At 71.3% G+C, this 21,066-nt stretch carries 22 protein-coding genes; 12 read left to right on the top strand and 10 right to left on the bottom strand.

Going from position 1 to position 21,066, the window contains the following annotated elements:
* Positions 1 to 46: 46 nt before the first annotated feature.
* Complete coding sequence (locus ACFV8T_RS31010) at positions 47 to 223, bottom strand: hypothetical protein (protein ID WP_266423283.1); 177 nt, start codon at positions 221 to 223, stop codon at positions 47 to 49.
* A 209-nt stretch (positions 224 to 432) separates the two neighbouring features.
* Between ACFV8T_RS31010 and ACFV8T_RS31005 the strand changes: the two genes are divergently transcribed.
* Positions 433 to 1,470 (top strand): NUDIX domain-containing protein, encoded by a 1,038-nt coding sequence (locus tag ACFV8T_RS31005; protein WP_385334116.1) that lies wholly within the window; start codon positions 433 to 435, stop codon positions 1,468 to 1,470.
* Here ACFV8T_RS31005 and ACFV8T_RS31000 read toward each other — a convergent pair.
* The 3 genes from ACFV8T_RS31000 to ACFV8T_RS30990 form a co-directional block, all read right to left on the bottom strand.
* Positions 1,429 to 2,139, bottom strand: a complete 711-nt coding sequence (locus tag ACFV8T_RS31000) for an MBL fold metallo-hydrolase (RefSeq protein WP_385334114.1) — start codon at positions 2,137 to 2,139, stop codon at positions 1,429 to 1,431. The two genes, ACFV8T_RS31005 and ACFV8T_RS31000, sit on opposite strands and share 42 nt — an antisense overlap.
* 40 nt (positions 2,140 to 2,179) lie before the next feature.
* Positions 2,180 to 2,959 carry a DUF1266 domain-containing protein gene (locus tag ACFV8T_RS30995; protein WP_385334112.1) on the bottom strand — a complete coding sequence of 260 codons (780 nt, stop codon included), beginning with the start codon at positions 2,957 to 2,959 and terminating at the stop codon, positions 2,180 to 2,182.
* Between the two features lie 597 nt (positions 2,960 to 3,556).
* Complete coding sequence (locus ACFV8T_RS30990) at positions 3,557 to 4,921, bottom strand: dipeptidase (RefSeq protein WP_385334111.1); 1,365 nt, start codon at positions 4,919 to 4,921, stop codon at positions 3,557 to 3,559.
* Between the two features lie 183 nt (positions 4,922 to 5,104).
* Between ACFV8T_RS30990 and ACFV8T_RS30985 the strand changes: the two genes are divergently transcribed.
* Complete coding sequence (locus ACFV8T_RS30985; protein ID WP_329813801.1) at positions 5,105 to 6,319, top strand: geranylgeranyl reductase family protein; 1,215 nt, start codon at positions 5,105 to 5,107, stop codon at positions 6,317 to 6,319.
* 67 nt (positions 6,320 to 6,386) lie between these two features.
* Here ACFV8T_RS30985 and ACFV8T_RS30980 read toward each other — a convergent pair whose 3' ends face one another.
* Positions 6,387 to 6,839, bottom strand: coding sequence for a nitroreductase family deazaflavin-dependent oxidoreductase (locus ACFV8T_RS30980; protein WP_385334110.1), 453 nt, complete (start codon positions 6,837 to 6,839; stop codon positions 6,387 to 6,389).
* A 128-nt stretch (positions 6,840 to 6,967) separates the two neighbouring features.
* Between ACFV8T_RS30980 and ACFV8T_RS30975 the strand changes: the two genes are divergently transcribed.
* Positions 6,968 to 7,699 carry a TetR/AcrR family transcriptional regulator gene (locus tag ACFV8T_RS30975; RefSeq protein ID WP_385334108.1) on the top strand — a complete coding sequence of 244 codons (732 nt, stop codon included), beginning with the start codon at positions 6,968 to 6,970 and terminating at the stop codon, positions 7,697 to 7,699.
* 87 nt (positions 7,700 to 7,786) lie between these two features.
* On the opposite strand, the gene ACFV8T_RS30970 is transcribed toward ACFV8T_RS30975, so the two are convergent.
* Together ACFV8T_RS30970 and ACFV8T_RS30965 are read right to left on the bottom strand one after the other, a co-directional pair.
* Positions 7,787 to 8,395: a disulfide bond formation protein DsbA gene (locus ACFV8T_RS30970; protein WP_385334107.1), complete on the bottom strand. Its 609-nt coding sequence runs from the start codon at positions 8,393 to 8,395 to the stop codon at positions 7,787 to 7,789.
* On the bottom strand, positions 8,392 to 9,000 hold the full coding sequence (locus ACFV8T_RS30965) for a TetR/AcrR family transcriptional regulator (RefSeq protein WP_385334105.1): 609 nt from the start codon (positions 8,998 to 9,000) through the stop codon (positions 8,392 to 8,394). Before ACFV8T_RS30965 ends, ACFV8T_RS30970 begins: the two co-directional genes overlap by 4 nt.
* Positions 9,001 to 9,093: 93 nt before the next feature.
* On the opposite strand from ACFV8T_RS30965, the gene ACFV8T_RS30960 reads away from it, so the two are divergent.
* From ACFV8T_RS30960 to ACFV8T_RS30945, 4 genes are all read left to right on the top strand, one after another.
* A complete protein-coding gene (locus ACFV8T_RS30960) occupies positions 9,094 to 10,113 on the top strand; it encodes an ATP-binding cassette domain-containing protein (RefSeq protein WP_385334103.1) in 1,020 nt (339 codons plus the stop codon).
* Positions 10,106 to 10,870: an ABC transporter permease gene (locus ACFV8T_RS30955; RefSeq protein ID WP_385334101.1), complete on the top strand. Its 765-nt coding sequence runs from the start codon at positions 10,106 to 10,108 to the stop codon at positions 10,868 to 10,870. Before ACFV8T_RS30960 ends, ACFV8T_RS30955 begins: the two co-directional genes overlap by 8 nt.
* A 175-nt stretch (positions 10,871 to 11,045) precedes the next feature.
* Positions 11,046 to 12,299: a sensor histidine kinase gene (locus tag ACFV8T_RS30950; RefSeq protein ID WP_385334099.1), complete on the top strand. Its 1,254-nt coding sequence runs from the start codon at positions 11,046 to 11,048 to the stop codon at positions 12,297 to 12,299.
* Complete coding sequence (locus tag ACFV8T_RS30945) at positions 12,296 to 12,961, top strand: response regulator (protein ID WP_385334097.1); 666 nt, start codon at positions 12,296 to 12,298, stop codon at positions 12,959 to 12,961. Before ACFV8T_RS30950 ends, ACFV8T_RS30945 begins: the two co-directional genes overlap by 4 nt.
* Positions 12,962 to 13,038: 77 nt before the next feature.
* Here ACFV8T_RS30945 and ACFV8T_RS30940 read toward each other — a convergent pair whose 3' ends face one another.
* Positions 13,039 to 14,550, bottom strand: a complete 1,512-nt coding sequence (locus ACFV8T_RS30940) for an MFS transporter (RefSeq protein ID WP_385334094.1) — start codon at positions 14,548 to 14,550, stop codon at positions 13,039 to 13,041.
* A gap of 87 nt (positions 14,551 to 14,637) precedes the next feature.
* On the opposite strand from ACFV8T_RS30940, the gene ACFV8T_RS30935 reads away from it, so the two are divergent.
* Complete coding sequence (locus ACFV8T_RS30935) at positions 14,638 to 15,039, top strand: MarR family winged helix-turn-helix transcriptional regulator (protein WP_385334091.1); 402 nt, start codon at positions 14,638 to 14,640, stop codon at positions 15,037 to 15,039.
* Positions 15,040 to 15,094: 55 nt separating this feature from the next.
* Here ACFV8T_RS30935 and ACFV8T_RS30930 read toward each other — a convergent pair whose 3' ends face one another.
* Together ACFV8T_RS30930 and ACFV8T_RS30925 are read right to left on the bottom strand one after the other, a co-directional pair.
* A complete protein-coding gene (locus ACFV8T_RS30930) occupies positions 15,095 to 15,850 on the bottom strand; it encodes a maleylpyruvate isomerase family mycothiol-dependent enzyme (RefSeq protein ID WP_385334088.1) in 756 nt (251 codons plus the stop codon).
* A gap of 52 nt (positions 15,851 to 15,902) precedes the next feature.
* Complete coding sequence (locus tag ACFV8T_RS30925) at positions 15,903 to 17,117, bottom strand: MFS transporter (protein WP_385334085.1); 1,215 nt, start codon at positions 17,115 to 17,117, stop codon at positions 15,903 to 15,905.
* Between the two features lie 108 nt (positions 17,118 to 17,225).
* On the opposite strand from ACFV8T_RS30925, the gene ACFV8T_RS30920 reads away from it, so the two are divergent.
* From ACFV8T_RS30920 to ACFV8T_RS30905, 4 genes are all read left to right on the top strand, one after another.
* Positions 17,226 to 18,440, top strand: a complete 1,215-nt coding sequence (locus tag ACFV8T_RS30920) for an ROK family protein (protein WP_072485212.1) — start codon at positions 17,226 to 17,228, stop codon at positions 18,438 to 18,440.
* A 366-nt stretch (positions 18,441 to 18,806) separates the two neighbouring features.
* Positions 18,807 to 19,268, top strand: a complete 462-nt coding sequence (locus tag ACFV8T_RS30915) for a hypothetical protein (protein ID WP_385334082.1) — start codon at positions 18,807 to 18,809, stop codon at positions 19,266 to 19,268.
* A 718-nt stretch (positions 19,269 to 19,986) separates the two neighbouring features.
* Positions 19,987 to 20,277, top strand: coding sequence for an SHOCT domain-containing protein (locus tag ACFV8T_RS30910; protein WP_385334079.1), 291 nt, complete (start codon positions 19,987 to 19,989; stop codon positions 20,275 to 20,277).
* On the top strand, positions 20,274 to 21,062 hold the full coding sequence (locus ACFV8T_RS30905) for an ABC transporter ATP-binding protein (protein ID WP_385334073.1): 789 nt from the start codon (positions 20,274 to 20,276) through the stop codon (positions 21,060 to 21,062). Before ACFV8T_RS30910 ends, ACFV8T_RS30905 begins: the two co-directional genes overlap by 4 nt.
* Positions 21,063 to 21,066: the final 4 nt, after the last annotated feature.

Here is a 21,066-nt window from a genome sequence, read left to right as displayed (position 1 = left end):
GGCTCGTCCGGTCGAGCGGGGCCCGGCCCCGGCCCCGGTCCCGGACTCAGTGGCCCCGGTCCGGCGACTGCTGCGGAACGATCACCAGGAACGCGTCCTGCTCCAGATCCATCACCACCTCGGCCGCCACGCCCTCGCAGCGGCGGGCGGCCGCGAACTCCTCCGCAGGCCAACTGCCTCGTGGCCCTCCCGCGGGAAATCGCTCAAGCACTGTGCGCCGCACACTGCACCCCCTGGTCGTCGGTCCGGCCCGTCCGCTCCAACGACCTTCCGGCGTCCCCGTTACGGCCGTGCGCACGGCCGGACGCACGCGATCGGACGCCGTCCACGGGCATCGGACGGTTCCGTTCGGGAAACATGCATCGCCACAGCCGGGTTTTCGCGGCAGGGTGTTGCGGGCAAGCCACAGGGGGCTACGGAAGAGGGGGAACCGTGATCGTCTGGATCAACGGTGCGTTCGGCGCGGGCAAGACGAGCGCCGCGCGTGAACTGATCGATCTGATCCCGAACAGCACCTTCTACGACCCCGAACTCATCGGCGGGGAGCTGCGGCATCTGCTGCCCCAGAAGAGGCTCGCCGAGGTGACGGACTTCCAGGACCTGCCGATCTGGCGGCGACTGGTCGTGGACACCGCGGCGGCCCTGCTCGCCGAGGTGTCCGGTGTGCTGGTGGTGCCGATGACTCTGCTGCGACAGGAGTACCGCGACGAGATCTTCGGAGGGCTGGCCTCCCGGCGCATCGAGGTGCGTCATGTGCTGCTCTCACCTGAGGAAACGATCCTGCGCCAACGGATCGCCGACCGCGTCGAGTACCCCGGGGACCCGGAGCACAGCGAACGGGTACGGCAATGGGCCTACCAGCACATCGAGCCCTACCGGGCGGCGCTCGGCTGGCTCGCCCGCGACGCCCACGTCATCGACTCCGGCGCGCTCACCCCGTACGGGACGGCCGAGCGCATCGCCGAGGCGGTCAGCAGCGGCGCCGCCACCCCGTGCGAGATCGTGCAGACACCCGAGCCGACCGCGGAGACCGTGGCGGCCGGCGTACTGCTCTTCGACGAGTGCGACCGGGTGCTGCTCGTCGACCCGACGTACAAGCCCGGCTGGGAATTCCCCGGCGGAGTGGTCGAGTCCGGCGAGGCACCGGCCCAGGCCGGGATCCGTGAAGTGGCCGAGGAGATAGGCATCCATCTCGACCGGGTACCGAAACTCCTCGTTGTCGACTGGGAGGCACCCAGGCCGCCCGGCTACGGGGGCCTGCGGCTGCTCTTCGACGGCGGCCTGCTGACCGGCGCGGACGCCCAGCGGCTGCTGCTGCCCGGATCCGAACTGCGCGGCTGGCGGTTCGTCACCGAGGCGGAAGCGGCCACCCTGCTGCCCCCGACCCGGTACGAACGGCTGCGCTGGGCGCTGCGCGCCCGCGAGCGGTCAGCCGTGCTCAACCTGGAGGCCGGAGTCCCGGTCGGCTGAGGCGCGCAGCGCCGCGGCGGCGTCGGTGGTGAGCGGTTCGCCGTGCCCGAAGCAGACCGTGGCCGGCTCCAGCGCGGCCAGCCGCCGGAAGGAGTCCACGGCCTGCGCCCGGTCGATGTTGAAGACGCCCAGCATCACCTGGTCGACCCTGGCCACGCAGTCCCCGGTGAACAGCACACCGTGGTGCGGCAGATGAATCCCGATGGAACCGGGGGTGTGGCCGGGGGAGTGGACCACCCGGGCACCCTGGCCGAACCCGATTTCGTCGCCGTCGGCCAGCTCGCGGTCGACCCGGGTCGGCGGGGCGGGGGGTACGGTCCGCGCGTGCTCCCACAGCGGGAGTTCCCAGTCGAGCAGGACGGGATCGGCGATCTCCTCCTCGCCCCGGATCACTGCGGCGTCCAGCCGATGGGCCAGGATCTCGGCGCCGTGCCGGTCGGCGAGCTCCTGCGCGGCACCGTAGTGGTCGCAATGGCCGTGGGTGACGACGATCCGGGAGATGTGGCCAGGGTCCAGGCCCAGGCTGCGTACCCCGTCCTCGATCGCGGACGCCGCGTCGATGGCGCCCGCGTCGATCAGCGTCAGGTCGGCGCCGTCGCGCCACAGGTACGCCTGGCCGATGGGGAAGCGGAACATGTGCAGCCGGGGGAGAACTTCGACGATATCCATGCCACGAACGTACGTGGACGGCCCGCCCGCAGGAGTCGATCTACGCTCTGGGCGAGCTTCGCTCAGCGCGTAGTGCGGCAATGGGGGACTCGGCGGGGCCGGGCGTGAACCGGAGTCGGCGCCAAGGGATGTTCCGCCACGGACTGCCCTCGCTCTCCGCCAGGAGGCGGTGAGCGGTGACGTTCTGCTCGTAGTACGTGCCGTACTGCTCGTCGTCGAAGCGCAGCACCCTGCCCGGCGGGTACGCGGCGGAGAAGCTCTCCCACGATTCATAGGCCGACTTGCTCGGCGCCCCCGCGTGCACGATCGCCTGCTCCGCCTCGTGCGGGTGGCAGAACCGGGCCGGCAATCCCCAGCGGGCCAGGTTCACGGCACGCCCGTAGTCGTAGGCGACCGTCGTGGTGATCACCCCGTCCGGCGGCAGCAGCCCGTCGGCGCGGAACCGCGCCTCGTACCGCAAGATGCGCCGCACCAGCTCCTCGATGTGCATGGCCGTGTCATGACCCAGCCCGATGTCCTGCGCATGTCCGGCAGCGGTCTCGCGCCACAGGTCGGCGGGTGGCGGACCGCCGAGAGAGGACCGCAGCTGCTCCCGCACCCGGAGCGCGAAATCGGGTTCCGGCGGACTGTTCCTACCGTCCAGAAGGAAGTTCAACTGCTCTTGCCAACCGGTGCGTTCAGCGATGTCCCACATGTCGCGGAGCAGTTCGATCTCATCGGCGTACCCGCGGTACGCCGCGCCGACCTCGTTCCACGGGACGCCGTTTCCGATCGCCAGACGCGCGCCGCAGGCCAGACCGTAGGCGAGTGGGCCGTGCAACGCGTTGTGCCGCAGCGCGATCAGTCGGCCCCTGTGCGAAACGGTCGTTCTCCGCGTAGTACCGGAGCCACATCGCGCGGTGCTGCGGAGCGGCGGGGAGAAGGACCTGCGCCGGGCTGCCGGGGTTGACCGACAGCAGGGACCGCGGGTCGCGCCGGCCGCACTCGGCCATCCACTTGAGGGAGACCCGGTGGAGCAACCACTCCGGATGTCAGGGCGGCAACATGCCGGACGTCAGCACGGGGACGCACGTCCGGCCGGTCACGGGGCGTACTGCGAGGGGGAGCGGGGTGGCGAAAACCCGGGGTGGCGGCATGGAGCCGGGCGACCATCACATGGAGCCAACAGCGGGAGAGCGCGTCGAGCACCGCTTCCGTGCCTTCGCCCGCCCCGGATTCCTGCAGCAGCCGTTCGGCCTCCGTCGGCGGCGCCCAGCCGACCCTCTGTCCCCGTTGTCACGGGCCGATCCCATGAAACCGGACCCGGACCGACCCGTGGCGGGTGGTCCGGACCCGGTCCGCCGCGGACGCGGCGGACCGGTCGAGCCCTGCGGACCGGAGATCCGCAGGAACACGCGGCGGGATCGGTGACGCAGAGTCAGGCGCGCTTGGAATCCGCGTAGTTCCGCAGGAACAGAGCCTCGGCCAGCGACAGCCGCTCCAGCTCCTGGGGCGACACGCTCTCGTTCACCGCGTGGATCTGTGCCTCCGGCTCGCTCAGGCCGATCAGCAGGATCTCCGCCTCCGGGTAGAGGGCGGCGAGGGTGTTGCAGAGCGGGATCGAGCCGCCCATGCCGGACGTCTGCATCTTCTCGCCCGGGTACGCGACCTCCATCGCCTGCGCCATCGACGTGTACGCCGGGCTGGAGGTGTCCGCGCGGAACGGCTGGCCCTGGCCGACCTGTTCCACCGTCACCCTCGCCCCCCACGGGGCGTGGGCCTTGAGGTGGGCGGTCAACAGCGCGGTCGCCGCGGCGGCGTCCTGGCCCGGCGGGACCCGCAGGCTGACCTGGGCCCGCGCGCTCGCCTGGAGCGACGGGGTCGCACCGATCACCGGCGGGCAGTCGATGCCGATGACGGTGACGGCGGGCCGGGCCCAGATGCGGTCGGCGACCGTGCCCGTGCCGATCAGCCCGACCCCGTCGAGGACCTTCGCGTCCTTGCGGAAATCGGCCTCCGGATACTGGAGTCCGTCCCACTCGGTGTCCGTGGCGAGCCCGTCGACGGTCGTGGTGCCGTCCTCGGCGCGCAGCGAGGCCAGCAGCTGGATCATCGCGGCCAGCGCGTCCGGGGCGGCGCCGCCGAACTGCCCGGAGTGCAGGTTCCCTTCGAGGGTGTCGAGCGTGACCCGCAACATCGTCATGCCGCGCAGGGTCGCGGTGACCGTCGGCAGGCCGACCCGGAAGTTGCCGGTGTCGCCGATGACGATGGTGTCGGCGGCCAGCAGTTCGGGGTGTGCCTCCGCGTACCGCTCCAGACCGCCGGTGCCCTGCTCCTCGGAGCCCTCGGCGATCACCTTGACGGAGACCGGGACGCCGCCGTCGGCCTTGAGGGCGCGCAGGGCGAGGAGGTGCATGATGAAGCCGCCCTTGCAGTCGGCCGACCCGCGGCCGTACCAGCGGCCGTCGCGCTCCGTCAGCTCGAACGGAGGGGAGAGCCAGGCGGACTCGTCGAGCGGCGGCTGCACGTCGTAGTGCGCGTAGAGCAGTACGGTCGGGGCACCGGCCGGACCGGGCAGGAAGCCGTAGACCGACCGGGTGCCGTCCGGGGTGTCGAGAAGGGCGACGTCCTGGAAGTCCTCGGCGCGCAGCGCGTCGGCGACCCAGTCGGCGGCCGCCTCGCACTCGCTCTTCGGGAACTGCGCGGGATCCGCCACCGACTGGAAGGCCACCAGCTCGGCCAGCTCCGTCTTGGCGCGGGGCATCAGCGAGGCAATGGTCTCGGAAATCGGACGGGCGGTCATGGGCACGCTCCTCGTGGGTGCGACGTTATGTGTACGAATCCGGCTACATGCGCACCGAGTGTGCGGCGTCGCATGCAGGACGAACGTACGGTCGATCCTCCCACAGCGGGGGCCGGGGGCAACGCGCCGTAGGATGCCGTGAGCAGCATGGGCCACTGGTGGGATCGGGAGCAGAAGCACATCGTGAGCAGCGAGAACGCAGACGCCGTACAGGAGCACGAAGAGTCGTCCGTGTGGGATGTCGTCGTAGTCGGGGGCGGACCGGCCGGAGCCTCCGCGGCATACGCGGCGGCAGTGGCCGGCCGACGGGTGCTGCTCCTGGAGAAGGCGGAGCTTCCCAGGTACAAGACATGTGGCGGCGGCATCATCGGGTTTTCGCGGGATTCGCTGCCGCCCGGGTTCGAACTGCCCTTGCGGGACCGGATCCACGCGGTCACCTTCTCGCTCAACGGCAGGCTGGCGCGGACCCGCCGGTCCAAGCGGATGCTCTTCGGGCTCATCAACCGCCCCGAGTTCGACGCGGGTCTGGTCGAGGAGGCGCAGAAGGCGGGCGCCGAACTCCGCACCGGCGCGACGGTGACGAGGGTCGAGCAGCACGGCGCCTCGGTGCCCGACCGGCGCACGGTCGCCGTGGTGCTGTCCGGCGGCGAGACGGTCCTGGCCCGCGCGGTCGTCGGTGCCGACGGAAGCGCGGGGCGGATAGGAGCCCATGTCGGGGTGAAGCTCGACCAGGTGGACCTCGGACTGGAGGCGGAGATCCCGGTTCCGGCCACGGTCGCGGAGGACTGGGCGGGGCGGGTGCTGATCGACTGGGGCCCCATGCCCGGCAGTTACGGCTGGGTGTTCCCCAAGGGCGATGTCCTGACCGTCGGTGTGATCTCGGCGCGGGGCGACGGGGCGGGGACCAAGCGGTACCTGGAGGACTTCATCGCCCGGCTCGGCCTCGCCGGTTTCGAGCCGAAGATCTCCTCCGGGCATCTGACGCGCTGCCGCAGCGACGACTCGCCGCTGTCACGCGGGCGGGTGCTGGTGTGCGGCGACGCGGCGGGGCTGCTGGAGCCGTGGACCCGCGAAGGGATTTCCTTCGCATTGCGGTCGGGGCGGCTCGCCGGTGAGTGGGCGGTCCGGATCGCGGAGTCGCACGACGCGGTGGACGCCCGGCGCCAGGCGTTGAACTACGCGTTCGCCATCAAGGCGGGCCTCGGTGTCGAGATGGGTGTCGGACGCCGCATGCTGAAGCTGTTCGAGCGCCGCCCCGGGGTACTGCACGCGGTGCTGACGGGATTTCGCCCGGCCTGGAACGCGTTCGCCGGAATCACCCGCGGAACGACCTCGCTCGCTGAACTGGTCCGTACGCATCCACTGGCACAGCGGGCCCTGTCCGCGATGGACCGCTAGGACCTGACCGGGTCGCCGGGCGACATTGCCCGGCGCCCGGTGCCGGGGAGAGGGGCCGGCCGCACGGTCAGCTCTCCTCGGTGATCCGGAAGACGGGGTGGTCCGGGCAGGCGGCCAGCAGTTCGGCGTCCGAGGACTTCGCGGTGATGCCCTTGAAGTACTCGTTGACCTCCCAGCCCCACCGCTCCAGGTAGGTGCGGATGATCAGTGCCTTCTGCTCGTCGTCCGCGATCTCCACGGCCGTGAAGGTACGGGTCTTCCGGCCCACCCGCAGCTCACCCCCGCCGGCGACGCGCATGTTGCGCACCCACTGGGAGTGGCCTCGGGCGGAGACGAGGTACTGCGCGCCCTCGTGGGTGTGGGGGTTCACGGGCACCCGCTGCATCTGCCCGCTCTTGCGGCCGCGCACCGACATCTCGGCCGAGCCGAAGAGGCTGACGCCATGGCGGGCGAGCCGGCCGACGATGCTGTTCATCCGGACGTTGAAGGCGTTGCCCTGAAGGTAGTACGGCTGAGACATGGTGACTCCCCAAGATTCTGAGAGCAGTGCTCTCGCTTGAGAGCAGTGTGCACAGGGTTGGTGCTCAAAATCAAGAGCACTGATCTCGTTGTTGGGCGGTGCTCTGTGTTCATGGCAGACTGATGACCATGAGCACTGTCCGAGGAGCCAGGGAACGGGCCCGCATCGAGGTCACCGCCGCGATCAAGGACGAGGCGAAGAAGCAGCTCGCGGCCGAGGGGGCCGCGAAGCTGTCGCTGCGCGCCGTCGCACGAGAGCTCGGTATGGCGTCCTCCGCCCTCTATCGTTACTTCCCCAGCCGCGACGAGCTGCTCACCGCGCTGATCGTCGACGCGTACGACTCCGTGGGCGAGACCGCGGAGGCCGCCCACCGGGCCGCCCGCGACCAGGCCGCCACCCATCTCGTCCGCTGGATCGCGGTCACCCGCGCCGTGCGCGACTGGGCGCTGGCCCACCCTCATGAGTACGCCCTGATCTACGGCTCTCCCGTGCCCGGCTACACCGCACCGCAGGCGACGGTCGGCCCCGCCTCCCGCGTCGGCCTCGTGTTGATCGCCGTGGTCGCGGACGCCTACCGCACGGACGGCCTGGCGCTGTCACCGCTCGCCGACGATCTGCGCGGCGAGGCCGGACGGATGGTCACGGAGTTGGCCCCCGGCCTCCCCCCGGAGGCCGCAGCTCCGTTGATCGCCGCCTGGTCACAGCTGTTCGGGCTGATCTCCTTCGAGATCTTCGGCCAGTTCAACCGGGTGGTGGAGGCCAGGGGGATCTTCTTCCGGGAAGCCGTCACCGAACTGGCCCGCACGGTCGGCCTGCTCGGTGGCGGGAATGGTGGCGCAAGCGGCGGGGGAAACGGCTAGGTCCTGGGTGCGGCGGGGCGGGGCGTTGTCGGCGCGTGAGGGTGTCGGTATTCGGTATTCGGCGAGCCGTGGCAATCGGACTGACTGTTACGCCTTGATTTCTCGGAATGCCGGGACGCCGGCCAACAGGCAGGCGGCTTCCCAGAGGCGGATGGCATCTGCCCGTGCGGGGACGGCGTCGAGGACGGGGCCGAAGAAGGACCGCTGATCGCCGTCGGGTGTGGTGATGGCCAGGACGGGGGTGCCGATCCCGGAGTCGATGCGGTCGACGCCGGCGTGGTGGGAGGCGCGAAGCTCATCGTCGTAGTCGGTGCAGGTGCCGGCCTCGGTGAGCCCGGTGGGCAGGCCGCTGCGGTGCAGTGCTTCGCCGATGTCACCGATCCATTCCCGCTCGGTGCCGTCGGGCTCGGTCCACAGCGCGTCGTAGAACGCGCCGAGCGCGGCGTGCCCGTGCTCGGTCTGGACGGCTGCGGCGACGCGGGCGGGAATCCACAGGTAGCCGTGCGGGTCGCCCTCGGGGTCGTCGTCGCGGTGCTCGTTGAGTACCGACAGGCTCATCACGTGCCAGCACACCCGAAGCGGTACCTCTTCGGCGATCTGCGCGACCCATCGCGCGGTGTGGCGTGTGAGTGGGCAGGCGGGGTCGAGCCAGACATCGATGCTCCAGCCCGTCGTATTGCTCGTCCGGTCGGTCATGGCTGCGGTTCCGATCCCGCCGGTTCACCGGCTTGGGCGGTGATCCCTCGTTCCAGGGTCCGGGTCACGGTCGCGATGAGGTCGAACTTGGCGAGGGCGCCCTGCTCGACCTGCTCGAAGGCGGTGTAGGACACCGCCCACAGGACCTGTTGGATCCACTCGGCGGAGAGCTGGTCGTCGAACACGCCCTCGGCCTGCCCGCGGCGGATGAGCTCGATCACCGGGTCGTGCGGTGCCGGCAGGTCGGGTTCGGTGGTCGGCGCGACGTCGCGCAGGAGCGACTGGTCACCGAAGGCGAACATGATCGCCTCGCTCGCCGAGGCCAGGGCGGCGACCACGCGGCGCATGGCCGCGAGCGGGTGCCCTCGGTGGGGCTCGGCCTCGGCGATCGAGCCACCGACGACTTCCAGGGCGTGCTCGGTGGCGGCCCGCACCAGGCCTTCGCGTTCGGGGAAGTACCGGTGCAGGGTCGTGCGGCCGACCTCCGCGGCCTCTGCGATCTGCGGCAGCGTCGCCGCCCGGTCGCGCGCCCAGACACTCACCGCGGCGGTCACGACGGCCCGCTCGGTCCGGTTCCTGGCGCTGGATGCCCGCTTCGCACTCATACCCCCGATGGTATCAACAACACCCATGGGGGAAGCCTCTCATCCTGTAATGGATGTTTACAGTTCCACTCTGGGTATTCTAGTGTCCGACGCATGGATGGAGAGCAGATGATCCGGGCCGAAGGCCTGAGACGGACCTTCACGGTGGGCAAGGAGACGATCGAGGCGGTCCGCGATGTCAGCTTCGATGTCGCAACCGGTGAGCTTCTGGCACTGCTGGGGCCGAACGGCGCGGGCAAGTCCACCACGTTGCGGATGCTGACCACGCTGCTGCCGCCCACGGCGGGCAGCGTGCACATCGCGGGCTTCGACGCGGCACGTGAACCGGGCCGGGTGCGTGCGGTGATCGGCTACGTGGGCCAGAAGAACGCCTCCGGGGAGAACCACCGCATCCGCGACGAACTCGTCACCCAGGGCCGCTGCCACGGCCTCGGCGCCGCGAAGGCGCGGCGCCGGGCGGACGAGGTGCTGGACATCCTGGACATCGGTGACCTCGCGGCCCGCGCGCCCGGCACGCTCTCGGGCGGGCAACGGCGCCGTGTGGACATCGCGCTCGGCCTCGTCCACAACCCGAGAGTGCTGTTCCTCGACGAGCCCTCCACGGGCCTCGATCCGCACAGCCGCGCCGGACTGTGGGACCGGATCCAACTCCTGCGACGCGAACACGGCATCACGATCCTGCTGACCACCCACTACCTGGACGAGGCCGACCGGATGGCCGAGCGGATCGTCATCGTGGACCAGGGCCGGGTCATCGCCGACGGCACCGCGGACGCACTCAAGGCCGACCTGGCCGGCGACTGGATGCACATCACGACCTCGGACGCCGGCGCGGCCCGTTCCGCTGCCGGTCTCGCCCGCCGGATGCCGGGCGTCTCGGAGGTCACGAACGAAGGGCGGACGGTGAACGTGCGGATCGCCCACGCCGATGCCGCGCTGCCGGCCTACCTGCGGTTGCTCGACCACGACGCGCTCACGGTCATCCGCGCCCACGTCCGGCGTCCGTGCCTCGACGACGTCTTCATCAACCTCACCGGGCGCCGACTCGAAGAATCAGGCGACGCCCACGAGACCACGACCACCGACGAGCCGGTCGGAGCCACCCATGCCTGAGCTCATCCGCGACATCGTGACGGTCTTCTCCCGCGAGATCACACCGGAGCTCCGCTCGCCGGCCGGCATCGTCCTCGCGATGGGACAGCCCCTGCTGTTCCTCGTCCTGTTCGGATCGATGCTCGTCGGTACCGGGGCGAACCCCGATGCCGGCACCGGTGACGTCTGGCAGTGGTTCGTCCCCGGCATCCTCGTGATGATGTGCCTCATGGGGCCGCTCTCCGCCGGCCACAGCATGCTCAGCGAGCTCAACGGCGGACAGATGGAACGCTTCCTCGTCACCCCCGTCAGCCGCACCTCGCTGATCCTCGGACGCACGGCCAAGGACGCCGTCACCCTGTCTGCCCAGGCGATCCTCATCACCGTCATCGCCATCCCGCTGGGCATGAGGCTCCACCTGCTTGGCGCTCTCGCCACGATGGTGCTGCTGATCGTCATGGCGATCGGGCTCAGCGCCCTGTCCTACGTCCTGGCCATCGCCTCACGCCCCAGCGGCAACCTGTTCTGGACCGTCACCCAGATGCTGATCTTCCCGATCACGCTGCTCTCGGGCATCCTCCTCCCCGTCGACGCCGGACCGGGCTGGCTGGGCGCCGTCGCCGCGATCAGCCCCATCACCTACGTCGTCGACGCCGCCCGCGCCCTGTTCACCGGAGACTTCCTCGATATCTCGGTGCTCCACGGGCTCATCGCCGCCACGTCGATCGCCACCATCGGACTGATCCTGTCCACCCGCGCCATGAAGCGCGGCATCTGAGATCGGACCATGGAATCCAGGGCCAGGACCGGCGTCACCGACGTCCGGTCCTCCCGCAGCCGGCAGCCCCCTTCGCCCGTGGCCCGGCCCCGTACGACGTACTCCCCACGGAGTACGGGTGATCACCACGCCCGGCTGACGCCTTTGCCGGGGCCCGCGGTCTAGCGTGGCCGATATGGAAGAGCAGCGCTCACACGGAAGCGGCGGCGGTCCTCCCTGGGCACACGGCGAACCGCCGCGGTGGCTGACCGGGGAACCGGGACGCTCCGCCTCCCGGCTGCCCTGGCCGTCGACGATCCTGCTCGGCGCCGTCGTCATGATCGGTTCGACCATCGCGGCCCGGGGGCAGATGGACGAGCGGGCCCCGCTGGACCTCTTCGCGCGACTGCTGCTCTTTCTGGCCGTCGCCGTGCTCCTGCTGCGCCACCGCCACCCCGTGGTGGCCGCCTTCGGCAGCTCGGTCGCGGCGATGATCTATCTGGTGGCCGGCTATCCGTACGGGCCGGTCTTCCTGGCCGTCGCCGTCGGCTGCTTCAGCGCAGTCGTCTCCGGACACCGGCGGGCCGCCTGGTCCGCCGTGGGCATGGTGTGGCTGGGACACGTCCTGGTGGCGCACTGGCTCTACCGGTGGCTGCCGCCCTCCGACGACCACCCCGCCCCCTGGGGGCAGGAACTGGGCATCGCCGCGTGGGTGGTGGCCATCGTCGCCGCCGCCGAGTTCGTTCGCGTACGCCGTGAGCAGTGGGCGGACCGACGGGCGGAACGGGAGGCCGCGGAGCAGCGCCGGGCCGACGAGGAACGGCTGCGGATGGCGCGCGAACTCCATGACGTCCTGGCCCACAGCATCTCCGTCATCAACGTCCAGTCGAGCGTGGGTCTCGCGCTGCTGGACTCCGACCCCGAGCAGGCGCGTGCGGCCCTCACCACCATCAAGGCCGCCAGCAAGGAGGCGCTGGGCGAGGTCCGTCAGGTACTCGACACCCTGCGCACCCCGGGAGACGCCCCCCGGGCCCCGGCCCCCGGACTCGACCGGCTCCCCGAACTCGTCGAGCAGGCGGCCGGCACCGGACTGACCGTCACCGTCGAGACCGACGGCGAACGGCCATCGGTACCGCCCGGTGCGGATCTCGCCGCCTTCCGCATCGTGCAGGAGGCACTGACGAACGTGGTCCGGCACTCCGGATCGCGTACCGCGCAGGTCCGTATCGTCTACGGGCCCGGCCGCATCCGGCTCCGTATCGATGACGAAGGACCCGCCACCGGCGACGACGCCGGAGGCAGCGGCAACGGGCTGGCGGGGATGCGGGAGCGGGCCGCCGGGCTGGGTGGCACGATCGAGGCGGGCCCCCGGGCCGACGGCGGCTTCCGGGTGCGGGCCGAACTGCCGCTGCCGTCCGACACGGCGGCGCACGAGGAGGAGACACCGTGATCCGCGTACTGCTCGCCGACGACCAGTCCCTGGTCCGGGCGGGCTTCCGGGCCCTGCTGGACGCCCAGCCCGACATCGAGGTGACGGGGGAGGCCGCCGACGGCGCGGAAGCCGTGCGCATGGTGGGCGGACTGCGGCCCGACATCGTGCTGATGGACATCCGGATGCCGCATCTCGACGGCCTCGCCGCGACCCGTGCCATCACCGGGGATGCCCGCCTCAACGACGTCAAGGTGGTCATGCTCACCACCTTCGAACTCGACGAGTACGTCTTCGAGGCGATCCGGTCCGGAGCCTCCGGCTTTCTGGTCAAGGACACCGAACCGGAGGAACTGCTGCGCGCCGTACGCGCCGTGGTGGGCGGCGACGCCCTGCTCTCGCCGGGGGTCACCCGCCGCCTGATCGCCGAGTTCGCGGCCCGTTCCAAGGAACCCGCGACGGCGGCGGGGCTGAGCGGACTCACCGAACGGGAAAGGGAGGTGATGGCGCTCGTCGGCATAGGGCTCTCCAACGAGGAGATCGCCCGACGGCTGGTCGTCAGCCCGCTCACCGCCAAGACCCATGTCAGCCGCACCATGGTGAAGCTGGGCGCCCGCGACCGGGCCCAACTCGTCGTGCTCGCCTACGAGTCGGGGCTGGTTCGGCCGGGCTGGCTCGGCTGATCCGGGCGGGGGACAGGTGCGGTGTCCGGCCGAGATGCCTGCCGGCCCGACACCGCGCCTGTCCCCGTCGCCGGTTGTCAGTCCCGCACCGACACCTTCTGCGCACCCGCGGTCTCCCTCGCCCCGGTCTCGGCCGCACGGTCCATCTCGGACGACGCGACCAGCACGGTGTGCTGAACCGGTCGGCGGCGCCGCAGGCCGGTGAGCGTGACCAGCAGTCCGGCGAACGCCACCGCGGTCACCACGACCAGGCCGGGCCGGTAGCTGTCCAGGACCGCCTGACGTGATCCGTCGCCGCTGCCGTGCGCCGTGATCACCGCGGTCACCACCGCCAGGAAGATCGCTCCGCCGACCTGGATCGAGGTGTTCAGCAGGCCCGAGACCATGCCCTGCTCGTCGTCGTCGACCCCGTTGGTCGCCTGGATGTTGAGCGAGGGGAAGGTCAGCGCGCAGGCCGCGCCGAGCAGCAGCATGGACGGCAGGATCACCACGGCGTACGACGGGGTGAGGGTGATCCGCAGGAAGAGCGCGTAGCCGACGACGAGGAATGTGAAGCCGGCCGCGATGACACGCGGTGTCCCGAACCGGTCCACCACATCACCGATCTTCGTCGAGGACAGGGCGACCAGCACGCCCGCGGGCAGGAAGGCCAGCGCGGTCTCCAGCGCGGACCAGCCCAGCAGCGACTGCATGTACTGGGTGACGAGGAACTGGAAGCCCACGTAGCTGCCGAAGAAGGCCGCGGCGCCCAACTGCGCCCTGACCTGGCTCCCGGAGCGCAGCACCGCCAGGCGGATCAGCGGGTTCGCGGTGCGCCGCTCGATCGTGACGAAGACGGTGAGCAGTACGGCTACGGCGAGGAACGACAGCAGAGTGCGGGCGGAGGTCCAGCCTGCCTCGGGTGCCTGTACGACCGTGAAGACCAGCAGCAGCATGGCGGCCGTGCCGGTGACGGCGCCCGGCAGGTCGTAGCCGCGGTGGGTGTCCTCGCGCTCGCTGTGCGGGATCAGCTTGAGGCCCGCGATCAGGGCGATCAGGGCGATCGGGGCGGGCAGCAGCATCGTCCACCGCCAGGACAGCTGGGTGAGCAGGCCCGAGAGGACCAGGCCCATGGAGAAGCCGGTGGCCGCGCAGGTGGTGTAGATGGAGAGGGCGCGATTGCGCTGCGGGCCCTCCTTGAACGTGGTGGTGATGATCGAGAGGCCGGCCGGTGCGGTGAAGGCGGCGCTCAGGCCCTTGATGAAACGGCTGGCGATCAGCAGCGGTCCGGAGTCGACGAATCCGCCGAGCAGCGAGGCGAGGGCGAAGACGCCGAGCGCGACGAGGAAGACCTGGCGCCTGCCCAGCAGATCGGCCGCCCGGCCGCCGAGAAGCAGCAGTCCGCCGTAGCCGAGGATGTAGCCGCTGACGATCCACTGGAGGGTCGACGTGGTCAGTCCGAGATCGTCGGCGATGGACGGCAGCGCGACGCCGACCATGGAGACGTCGAGGGCGTCCAGGAACATCGCGGCGCAGAGCACGAGGAGGGTGCCCCACAGGCGCGGGCTCCAACGCTCGTGGGAATCGGGGACGTTGAGCGGAGTGGTCATGAGGAGCACGGTACATGCACATGCATTGAATGCAAGTGCATTTAATTCCGGTGCAACAATCGGCCTCATCTCTGCTAACGTGCGGTTATGGCAGCGGACAAGTCCGAGCGGATGCTCGTCGACGAGTGGCGGGACATCCTCGCGCTGCACGCCAGGACGCTCTGTGAGCTCGACCGCGAGCTGCACCGACACGGCCTCGGCGCCAGCGATTTCGAGGTGCTCGACGTCCTGGCGGAGGGCGCGCCCGAGGACGGCGGCTCCGCCTGTCGCGTGCAGGAGCTGGCTTCCAGGGTCCATCTCAGCCAGAGCGCGTTGTCCCGTCTGGTCGCGCGGCTGGAGAAGGACGACCTCGTGCGCCGGGGGATGTGCAGCGAGGACCGGCGGGGCGTCCGGGTGGAGCTGACGGCGAAGGGCCGGGCGCGCCATGCCGAGGTGAAGCCGTTGCAGAGGTCGGTGCTCGCCCGGATGCTGAACGGGGCGGGGGACTGACCGCGGCGTCGGAGCGGGCCGGGGGACCGGGCGTCTCGCTCGCCCCGGCCGGTCGTCAGGACCAGGTGATCCCGGATTTCTCGCACCAGGTCCGGGCGGGCTCCGGGTCGCCCGTCACGGTGACCGCCGTGAGCGGCAGCCGGTTCCAGAGCGTCAGGTAGAGCCTCTCGGCCGGCCCGCTCAACTCGCAGTCGACGGGCCTGCCTTCGGGCGCCCCGTCCGCCCGTACGGCCTGTGGCGGTTCCGGCGAGAGCCGTACGGTCCAGGCGGCGCCGGTGTCCGTGGCACGTACCCGGAGGGAACACGGCGCCGGGGTGCGTACCCGGCTCTTCGGGCGGGCGTGCATTCCGCGCAGCAGTTCGTCGATCCCGTCCACCGCGTGAGCTGCCGGGACCGGTGACAGCGGACCGCCGCGGGCCGACTCCGCGTCCACCCGGTGGATCGTGGTCTCGTGCGCCTGCCGCCGGGCCCAGAAGGCCAGGGGCGACGGCGCGGGCAGGAAGGACCAGCACTCCAGCCCGGCCGGTGCGGTGTCCAGCGCGTCCACCAGGAGGCCGTGGCCCTCGCGGAACCAGTCGAGCAGTTCCGGCCCGTCCAGATCCGGTTCCCCGCCGTCGGGGTGGTACGAGGTGTGGCCCTCGACCACGAACGCGGTCGCCCAGCGGTGGACCATCCCGGCGTGCCGCAGCAGATCGTGCACCCGCCAGTCCGGACACGTCGGCACCCGCGCCCCGGTCCCGGCCTCCTGCGCGGCGGTCGCCAGCAACTGTCCCTCGGTGGCCAGGGACTTGATGTGGTCCGTGATCTCCATGGCTTCGATTGTGCCAGTGGTACGGGCCTCCGGGCGCGGTGAGTTCGGCCGCTCACGCGTGGGTCGCGTTGCGTGCTCCGTACCCCAGTGCCGCGGCGGCGGTGGCCAGCAGCGCCACCGTGGTGAGGGCCACCGGGAGCGAGGACCAGTCGGTCAGGAAGCCGATCGCGGGCGGCCCGAGCAGCATGCCGCCGTAGCCGAGCGTCGACGCGGCGGCCACTCCGCCGGGTCCGGCCAGCTCACCGGCCCGGCCGACCGCGACCGGAAAGATATTGGCCAGGCCGAGGCCGGTGACCGCGAAGCCGAGGAGGGCCGCCCATGTGGTGGGAGCGAGCGAGCCGAGCAGCATCCCGGCTGCCGCCGTCGCACCGCCCATGACGAGGGTGCGGGTCTGGCCGAGCCGTTCGAGCAGTGCCGTGCCGCTGAGCCGGCCCGCCGTCATGGCCAGTGCGAACAAGGAGTAGCCGGCGGCGGCGACGCCCGGGTGGGCGTGCAGGTCCTGTTCCAGGTGGAGGGCGCCCCAGTCGGCCAGCGCGCCTTCGCCGTAGGCGGTGCAGAGCGCGATCACGCCGAACAGGAGCACCAGCCGGCGGGCCCTGCCGCTCAGCCGCCGCGGCGCCTCGGAGCCGTTGGCCACGGCCGCGGGCCGGGGTGCCGGGTGGCGCAGCAGCACCGGCCCCACCGCCGCGGTGACCAGGAGTCCGACCCCGGTGAGGACGAAGAGGTGGGTGGCGGGGGAGAGGCTGCCCGCGACCAGCCCGCCGAGTCCGGCGCCGACCATTCCGCCGAGACTGAACGCGGCGTGGAAGCCGGGCATCACGGGACGCCTCAGGGCGGCGACCAGATCGACCGCGGCGCTGTTCATCGCCACGTTCAGCCCGCCGTACGCGGCACCGAAGACCAGCAGCACCAGGCCGAGCGCGAGCGCCGAACGCGTCTGCGCGGGCAGGGTGATGGCGAGGGAGAACAGGACGCCGCAGACCACGGTCACCAGGTGACTGCCGAAGCGCCGGCACAGCCGGCCGGTGAACATCATGGTCACCACGGCCCCGGCCGAGACTCCGAGCAGGGCCAGGCCCAGGGTGGCGGCCGAGGCACCGGTCTGGTGCTTGATGGCCGGGATGCGGACCACCCAGCCGGCGAAGAGGAAACCGTCGAGGGCGAAGAATACGGTCAGGGCGGTACGGAGGCGGGCCGACGAAGGTGCGGCGGTGATTCCGCCAGGTCCCCCCGGTAGGGCCGTCCGCAGTTTGTTTAGTTGCGGCACAAACTCAGCATAGGGGGGCCTCGACAGCGCGCGCAAGACGGTTGCCAGGGGCGCGACCGCGCCACCGGGGCGTCGGACGCACCTTCGGACCATGGGAGACTCGCCCCCATGAACGGCAAGGTGTCCACCACCCGGACAAAGTTGGAGAGGGGCCGCAGCGCGCTCGGACCCGCGCTGGAACTGGTCCACACCGGACGCGCGCCCACCCGCGCCGTCCTCACCTCCGAGCTCGGCGTCACCCGTGCGACGGCCGGTGCGGTCGCCGCGGAACTGGAGGCACTCGGCCTGATCCGGGTCGACTCCCGGCCCGGTTCCGCCGCCGGCTCGCAGGGCCGCCCCTCGCACCGGCTCTCGGTCCGGGAGTCCGGACCTGTCGCCATCGCCGCTCAGGTGCACGCCGACGGATTCCGGGCCGCGCTCGTCGGGCTGGGCGGGCGGCTCGTGGCCACCGCTCCCGGCTGTGTCACCGTCACGGCGGACCCTGCGCAGGTCATCGGTGAAGTGGTCGACGACTGCGCCCGTTTGCTGCGGGACAGCGGACTGCGCTGCGTCGGCGCGGGCCTCGCGGTGCCGTCGGCGGTCGCCGAACCGGAGGGCACCGCGCTCAACCCGCTGCACATCGCCTGGCCGGCCGGCGCCCCGGTGAGCGAGATCTTCGCCGACTGCGTACGCGAAGCGGGCATCCCCGGACCCGCGTTCACCGGGAACGACGTCAACCTCGCCGCGCTCGCCGAGCACCGGCACGGCGCGGGCCGCGGCGCCCAGCACCTGCTCTGTGTGGCCACCGGCCACCGGGGAGTGGGCGGCGCCCTGGTCCTCGACGGCCGCCTGCACACCGGGAGTTCGGGACTCGCGCTGGAGGTGGGCCATCTCACCGTGAACCCCGAGGGGCGCCCCTGCCACTGCGGCGGGCGCGGCTGCCTGGACGTCGAGACCGACCCGCTGGCCTTCCTCGTCGCCGCCCGACGCGAACCCGGCCCGGAGGAGTCGCTGCTCAAGCAGGCCGGCGATCTGCTGCGCACGGAGTACGAGGACGCGGCGGTACGGGGTGCGGCCGAGGAGCTGATCGACCGGCTCGGCCTAGGGCTCGCCGGTCTGGTCAACATCCTCAACCCGGACCGCATCATCCTCGGCGGACTGCACCGCGCCCTGCTCGACGCGGACCCGGAGCGGCTGCGCGCGGTGGTCGCCGACCGCAGCCTGTGGGGGCGGAGCGGCAGCGTGCCCATCCTGCCGTGCACGCTCGACCACAACAGCCTTGTGGGCGCGGCGGAGTTGGCCTGGCAGCCGGTACTGGACGATCCGCTGGCCGCACTGGCCTGACGGGGACTCGGAGCGGTCGTACATGCCCCGGCATTCGGCGTAGTACGGGTCCGAAGCCGTCCGTGCCGCCGCGCGCCGCACGCCGAGGTCAGTCGAGCCGATGCCTTCGGTCGGCTCGTCGACGAAGAGGTCGTCGAGGCGGGCGCGGAGACGGCCGGCGGATCCGCTGACGACGGAACCGGTGCAGGTGGGCGATGCCGCGCTCGCGGTCGATGGCTTGTGGACTTTCCGGGGCCCAGGCACAGGGGCAGCGGCGAGGCAGGCGTCCGCTGTCTCCCCGCGGCGGGTTCTGCAGTCGCGGCGCCGAAGGATTGCGGTGATCCTGGCAGAGGAGCGTGGCTGGCCTCGCACGGGCAGTGTGCGTCGGTGACCGCGCTGTACAGGAAGGCGACGGCCATGACAGCGATGCCGGACAGGACACGGCCGCGGCACGGCGGGCCCGACAGCGAAAAGGTCAACGGCGCGTCCCTGTTCGCCGGGGCTGCGCTGATGCTCAGCGGGCCACTCAGCATTCTGATGGGCGCCGCAGGCATCGCAGAGGACACCCTGTTCGCCGCCTCGTCCCACTACGCCTACCGGTTCGGCCTGACCTCGTGGGGCGTGATTCACCTCGTGGTCGGAGTGGCGCTCGTTGTCGCCGGCCTGGGAGTCCTGACAAACAAGAGCTGGGGCCGCGGGGCCGGCGCAGCAGTCGCAGGGATCAGCCTGATCACCCAGTTCATGTTCGTTCCGTACTACCCGGCGTGGGCCATCCCCATGATGGCACTCGACCTCATGATCGTGTTTGCGCTGACGAGGTTCCATGCCGGAACCAGCGGCGGTCAGTGAATCCGGACAGGACCGTGGTCGGTAGGAACCGTGCCTGCGTACCACCGCGAGCCCTCGTCGCATCCGCGGCGGGGCTCTTTCGTGTTCTACGCACCCGGACCCGCGTGTACAGGACGTCACCCCTGGGCGTGCACAAGGCGTCACCCCTGGCGCGCGATGGGCGGCGGAGGCCGGTTCTCCTCGTGAGGTCGACAGTCGGCCCTTGTCCGTCCGTACCCGAGCCCCCGGTCCCTCCTGCACAGGCAGGTGCCAGGCAGCGGTATCGGCGGGGGCGAGCACGGACAGCAGACCTCGGACGCCCGCGCCGAAGGCGTCCGGTGAACCGGAGGCGCGGGCCGGCACATGGCCGCCCTGCACCGTCGCGACGATCGTCCCCGCCACCTCCTCGGCGACGATCGGGCGGGTGAACCCGCCCTGGTCCAGGCCCTCCTGAACGATCCCGGTGAGCCGGTTGCGCAGCCGGTCGAGCATCCTGTCGACCGGCGCGCGCATCTGCGAGGCCGTACGGCGGAGGGCCGCAAGCGCGAGATCGGGCCGGCCCGCGACGTGGTGGTACACGCCGGGCGCCTGCGGGAGCAGCCGGGGGAGCGCCACGTACTCCCGAGGGGGTATGCGTACGGCCGCTGGCCGTACGACGACTCGGACCCCCTCTCCGGGCGAGGCTCTGAAGCGTCAGGAAAACCTGAACGCGAACCCCGAACCGAGGGAGCTGACCGAGATGAACACCCTGGCGTACAGCGGTGGTCCCGGCCCCTGGATCCTCCTCTTCCCGCTCTTCTGGGCTGCCGTCGCCATCGGCGGCGGCACCCTGCTGCGCCGTACCGTGTGGCGCGGCCGGCGAGGCCCGTGGCAGGCGCGTCCCACTCAGGAGGCACCCGCCGAACCGTCACCGATCACGCTGCTCGGCCGGCGTTTCGCGGCCGGGGAGATCGACGAGGACGAGTACTGGCGCCGACTCTCCGTCCTGGACGAACAGTTCGGCCGCGGCAGCAAGGGAGGCGTGGCATGACCACCACCGTCCCCATCTCCGGACCCACCCCCACGCCCACTCCCGCCTCCGCTGCCCGGGTCGTCGACGCCGTGAAGCTCTACGGTGCGGGCGACACCCGGGTCAGGGCCCTGGACGGGGTGAGCGTCGACTTCCCGGCCGGACGCTTCACCGCGATCATGGGGCCCTCCGGCTCCGGCAAATCCACCCTGATGCACTGCGCCGCCGGACTCGACACGCTCACCTCGGGCTCCGCCTTCATCGGCGACACCGACATCAGCGGGCTCGACGACCGCAGGCTCACCCTGCTGCGCCGACGGCGGATCGGCTTCGTCTTCCAGTCCTTCAACCTCCTGCCGACGCTCACCGTCGCCGAGAACATCACCCTTCCCCTCGACCTCGCGGGGGAGCGGCCCGACCCGGAATGGCTCGACGCCCTCGTCGACACCGTCGGGCTCCGGGACCGGCTGCACCACCGGCCCGGCGAACTGTCCGGCGGACAGCAGCAGCGGGTGGCGGTGGCGCGGGCGTTCGCGGGCAGCCCCGACGTCGTCTTCGCCGACGAACCGACCGGCAACCTCGACTCCCGCTCCGGCCAGGAGGTGCTCCGGCTGCTCGGCCGCACCGTCCGGCAGACCGCCCGTACCGTCGTCATGGTCACCCATGACCCGGTCGCCGCCGCCCACGCGGACGAGGTCGTCTTCCTCGCCGACGGCCGCCTCGTCGACCGGATGCCCGACCCCACGGCGGAGCGCGTGCTCGACCGCTTCAAGTCCTTCGCCCCCCACCCCTCGCACAGGCGGTGACGGA

Source organism: Streptomyces sp. NPDC059832, assembly GCF_042731715.1.
Classification (GTDB): Bacteria; Actinomycetota; Actinomycetes; order Streptomycetales; family Streptomycetaceae; genus Streptomyces.
This window is presented reverse-complemented; position numbering and strand designations above follow the sequence as displayed.

What these genes read in the sequence shown, in the direction of transcription:
- ACFV8T_RS31000 (WP_385334114.1), bottom strand. Translation starts at nt 2,139, where the DNA reads ATGGATATCGTCGAAGTTCTCCCCCGGCTGCACATGTTCCGCTTCCCC.
- ACFV8T_RS30990 (WP_385334111.1), bottom strand. Translation starts at nt 4,921, where the DNA reads ATGACCGCCCGTCCGATTTCCGAGACCATTGCCTCGCTGATGCCCCGC.
- ACFV8T_RS30980 (WP_385334110.1), bottom strand. Translation starts at nt 6,839, where the DNA reads ATGTCTCAGCCGTACTACCTTCAGGGCAACGCCTTCAACGTCCGGATG.
- ACFV8T_RS30975 (WP_385334108.1), top strand. Translation starts at nt 6,968, where the DNA reads ATGAGCACTGTCCGAGGAGCCAGGGAACGGGCCCGCATCGAGGTCACC.
- ACFV8T_RS30970 (WP_385334107.1), bottom strand. Translation starts at nt 8,395, where the DNA reads ATGACCGACCGGACGAGCAATACGACGGGCTGGAGCATCGATGTCTGG.
- ACFV8T_RS30965 (WP_385334105.1), bottom strand. Translation starts at nt 9,000, where the DNA reads ATGAGTGCGAAGCGGGCATCCAGCGCCAGGAACCGGACCGAGCGGGCC.
- ACFV8T_RS30960 (WP_385334103.1), top strand. Translation starts at nt 9,094, where the DNA reads ATGGATGGAGAGCAGATGATCCGGGCCGAAGGCCTGAGACGGACCTTC.
- ACFV8T_RS30955 (WP_385334101.1), top strand. Translation starts at nt 10,106, where the DNA reads ATGCCTGAGCTCATCCGCGACATCGTGACGGTCTTCTCCCGCGAGATC.
- ACFV8T_RS30950 (WP_385334099.1), top strand. Translation starts at nt 11,046, where the DNA reads ATGGAAGAGCAGCGCTCACACGGAAGCGGCGGCGGTCCTCCCTGGGCA.
- ACFV8T_RS30940 (WP_385334094.1), bottom strand. Translation starts at nt 14,550, where the DNA reads ATGACCACTCCGCTCAACGTCCCCGATTCCCACGAGCGTTGGAGCCCG.
- ACFV8T_RS30935 (WP_385334091.1), top strand. Translation starts at nt 14,638, where the DNA reads ATGGCAGCGGACAAGTCCGAGCGGATGCTCGTCGACGAGTGGCGGGAC.
- ACFV8T_RS30930 (WP_385334088.1), bottom strand. Translation starts at nt 15,850, where the DNA reads ATGGAGATCACGGACCACATCAAGTCCCTGGCCACCGAGGGACAGTTG.
- ACFV8T_RS30920 (WP_072485212.1), top strand. Translation starts at nt 17,226, where the DNA reads ATGAACGGCAAGGTGTCCACCACCCGGACAAAGTTGGAGAGGGGCCGC.
- ACFV8T_RS30910 (WP_385334079.1), top strand. Translation starts at nt 19,987, where the DNA reads ATGAACACCCTGGCGTACAGCGGTGGTCCCGGCCCCTGGATCCTCCTC.
- ACFV8T_RS30905 (WP_385334073.1), top strand. Translation starts at nt 20,274, where the DNA reads ATGACCACCACCGTCCCCATCTCCGGACCCACCCCCACGCCCACTCCC.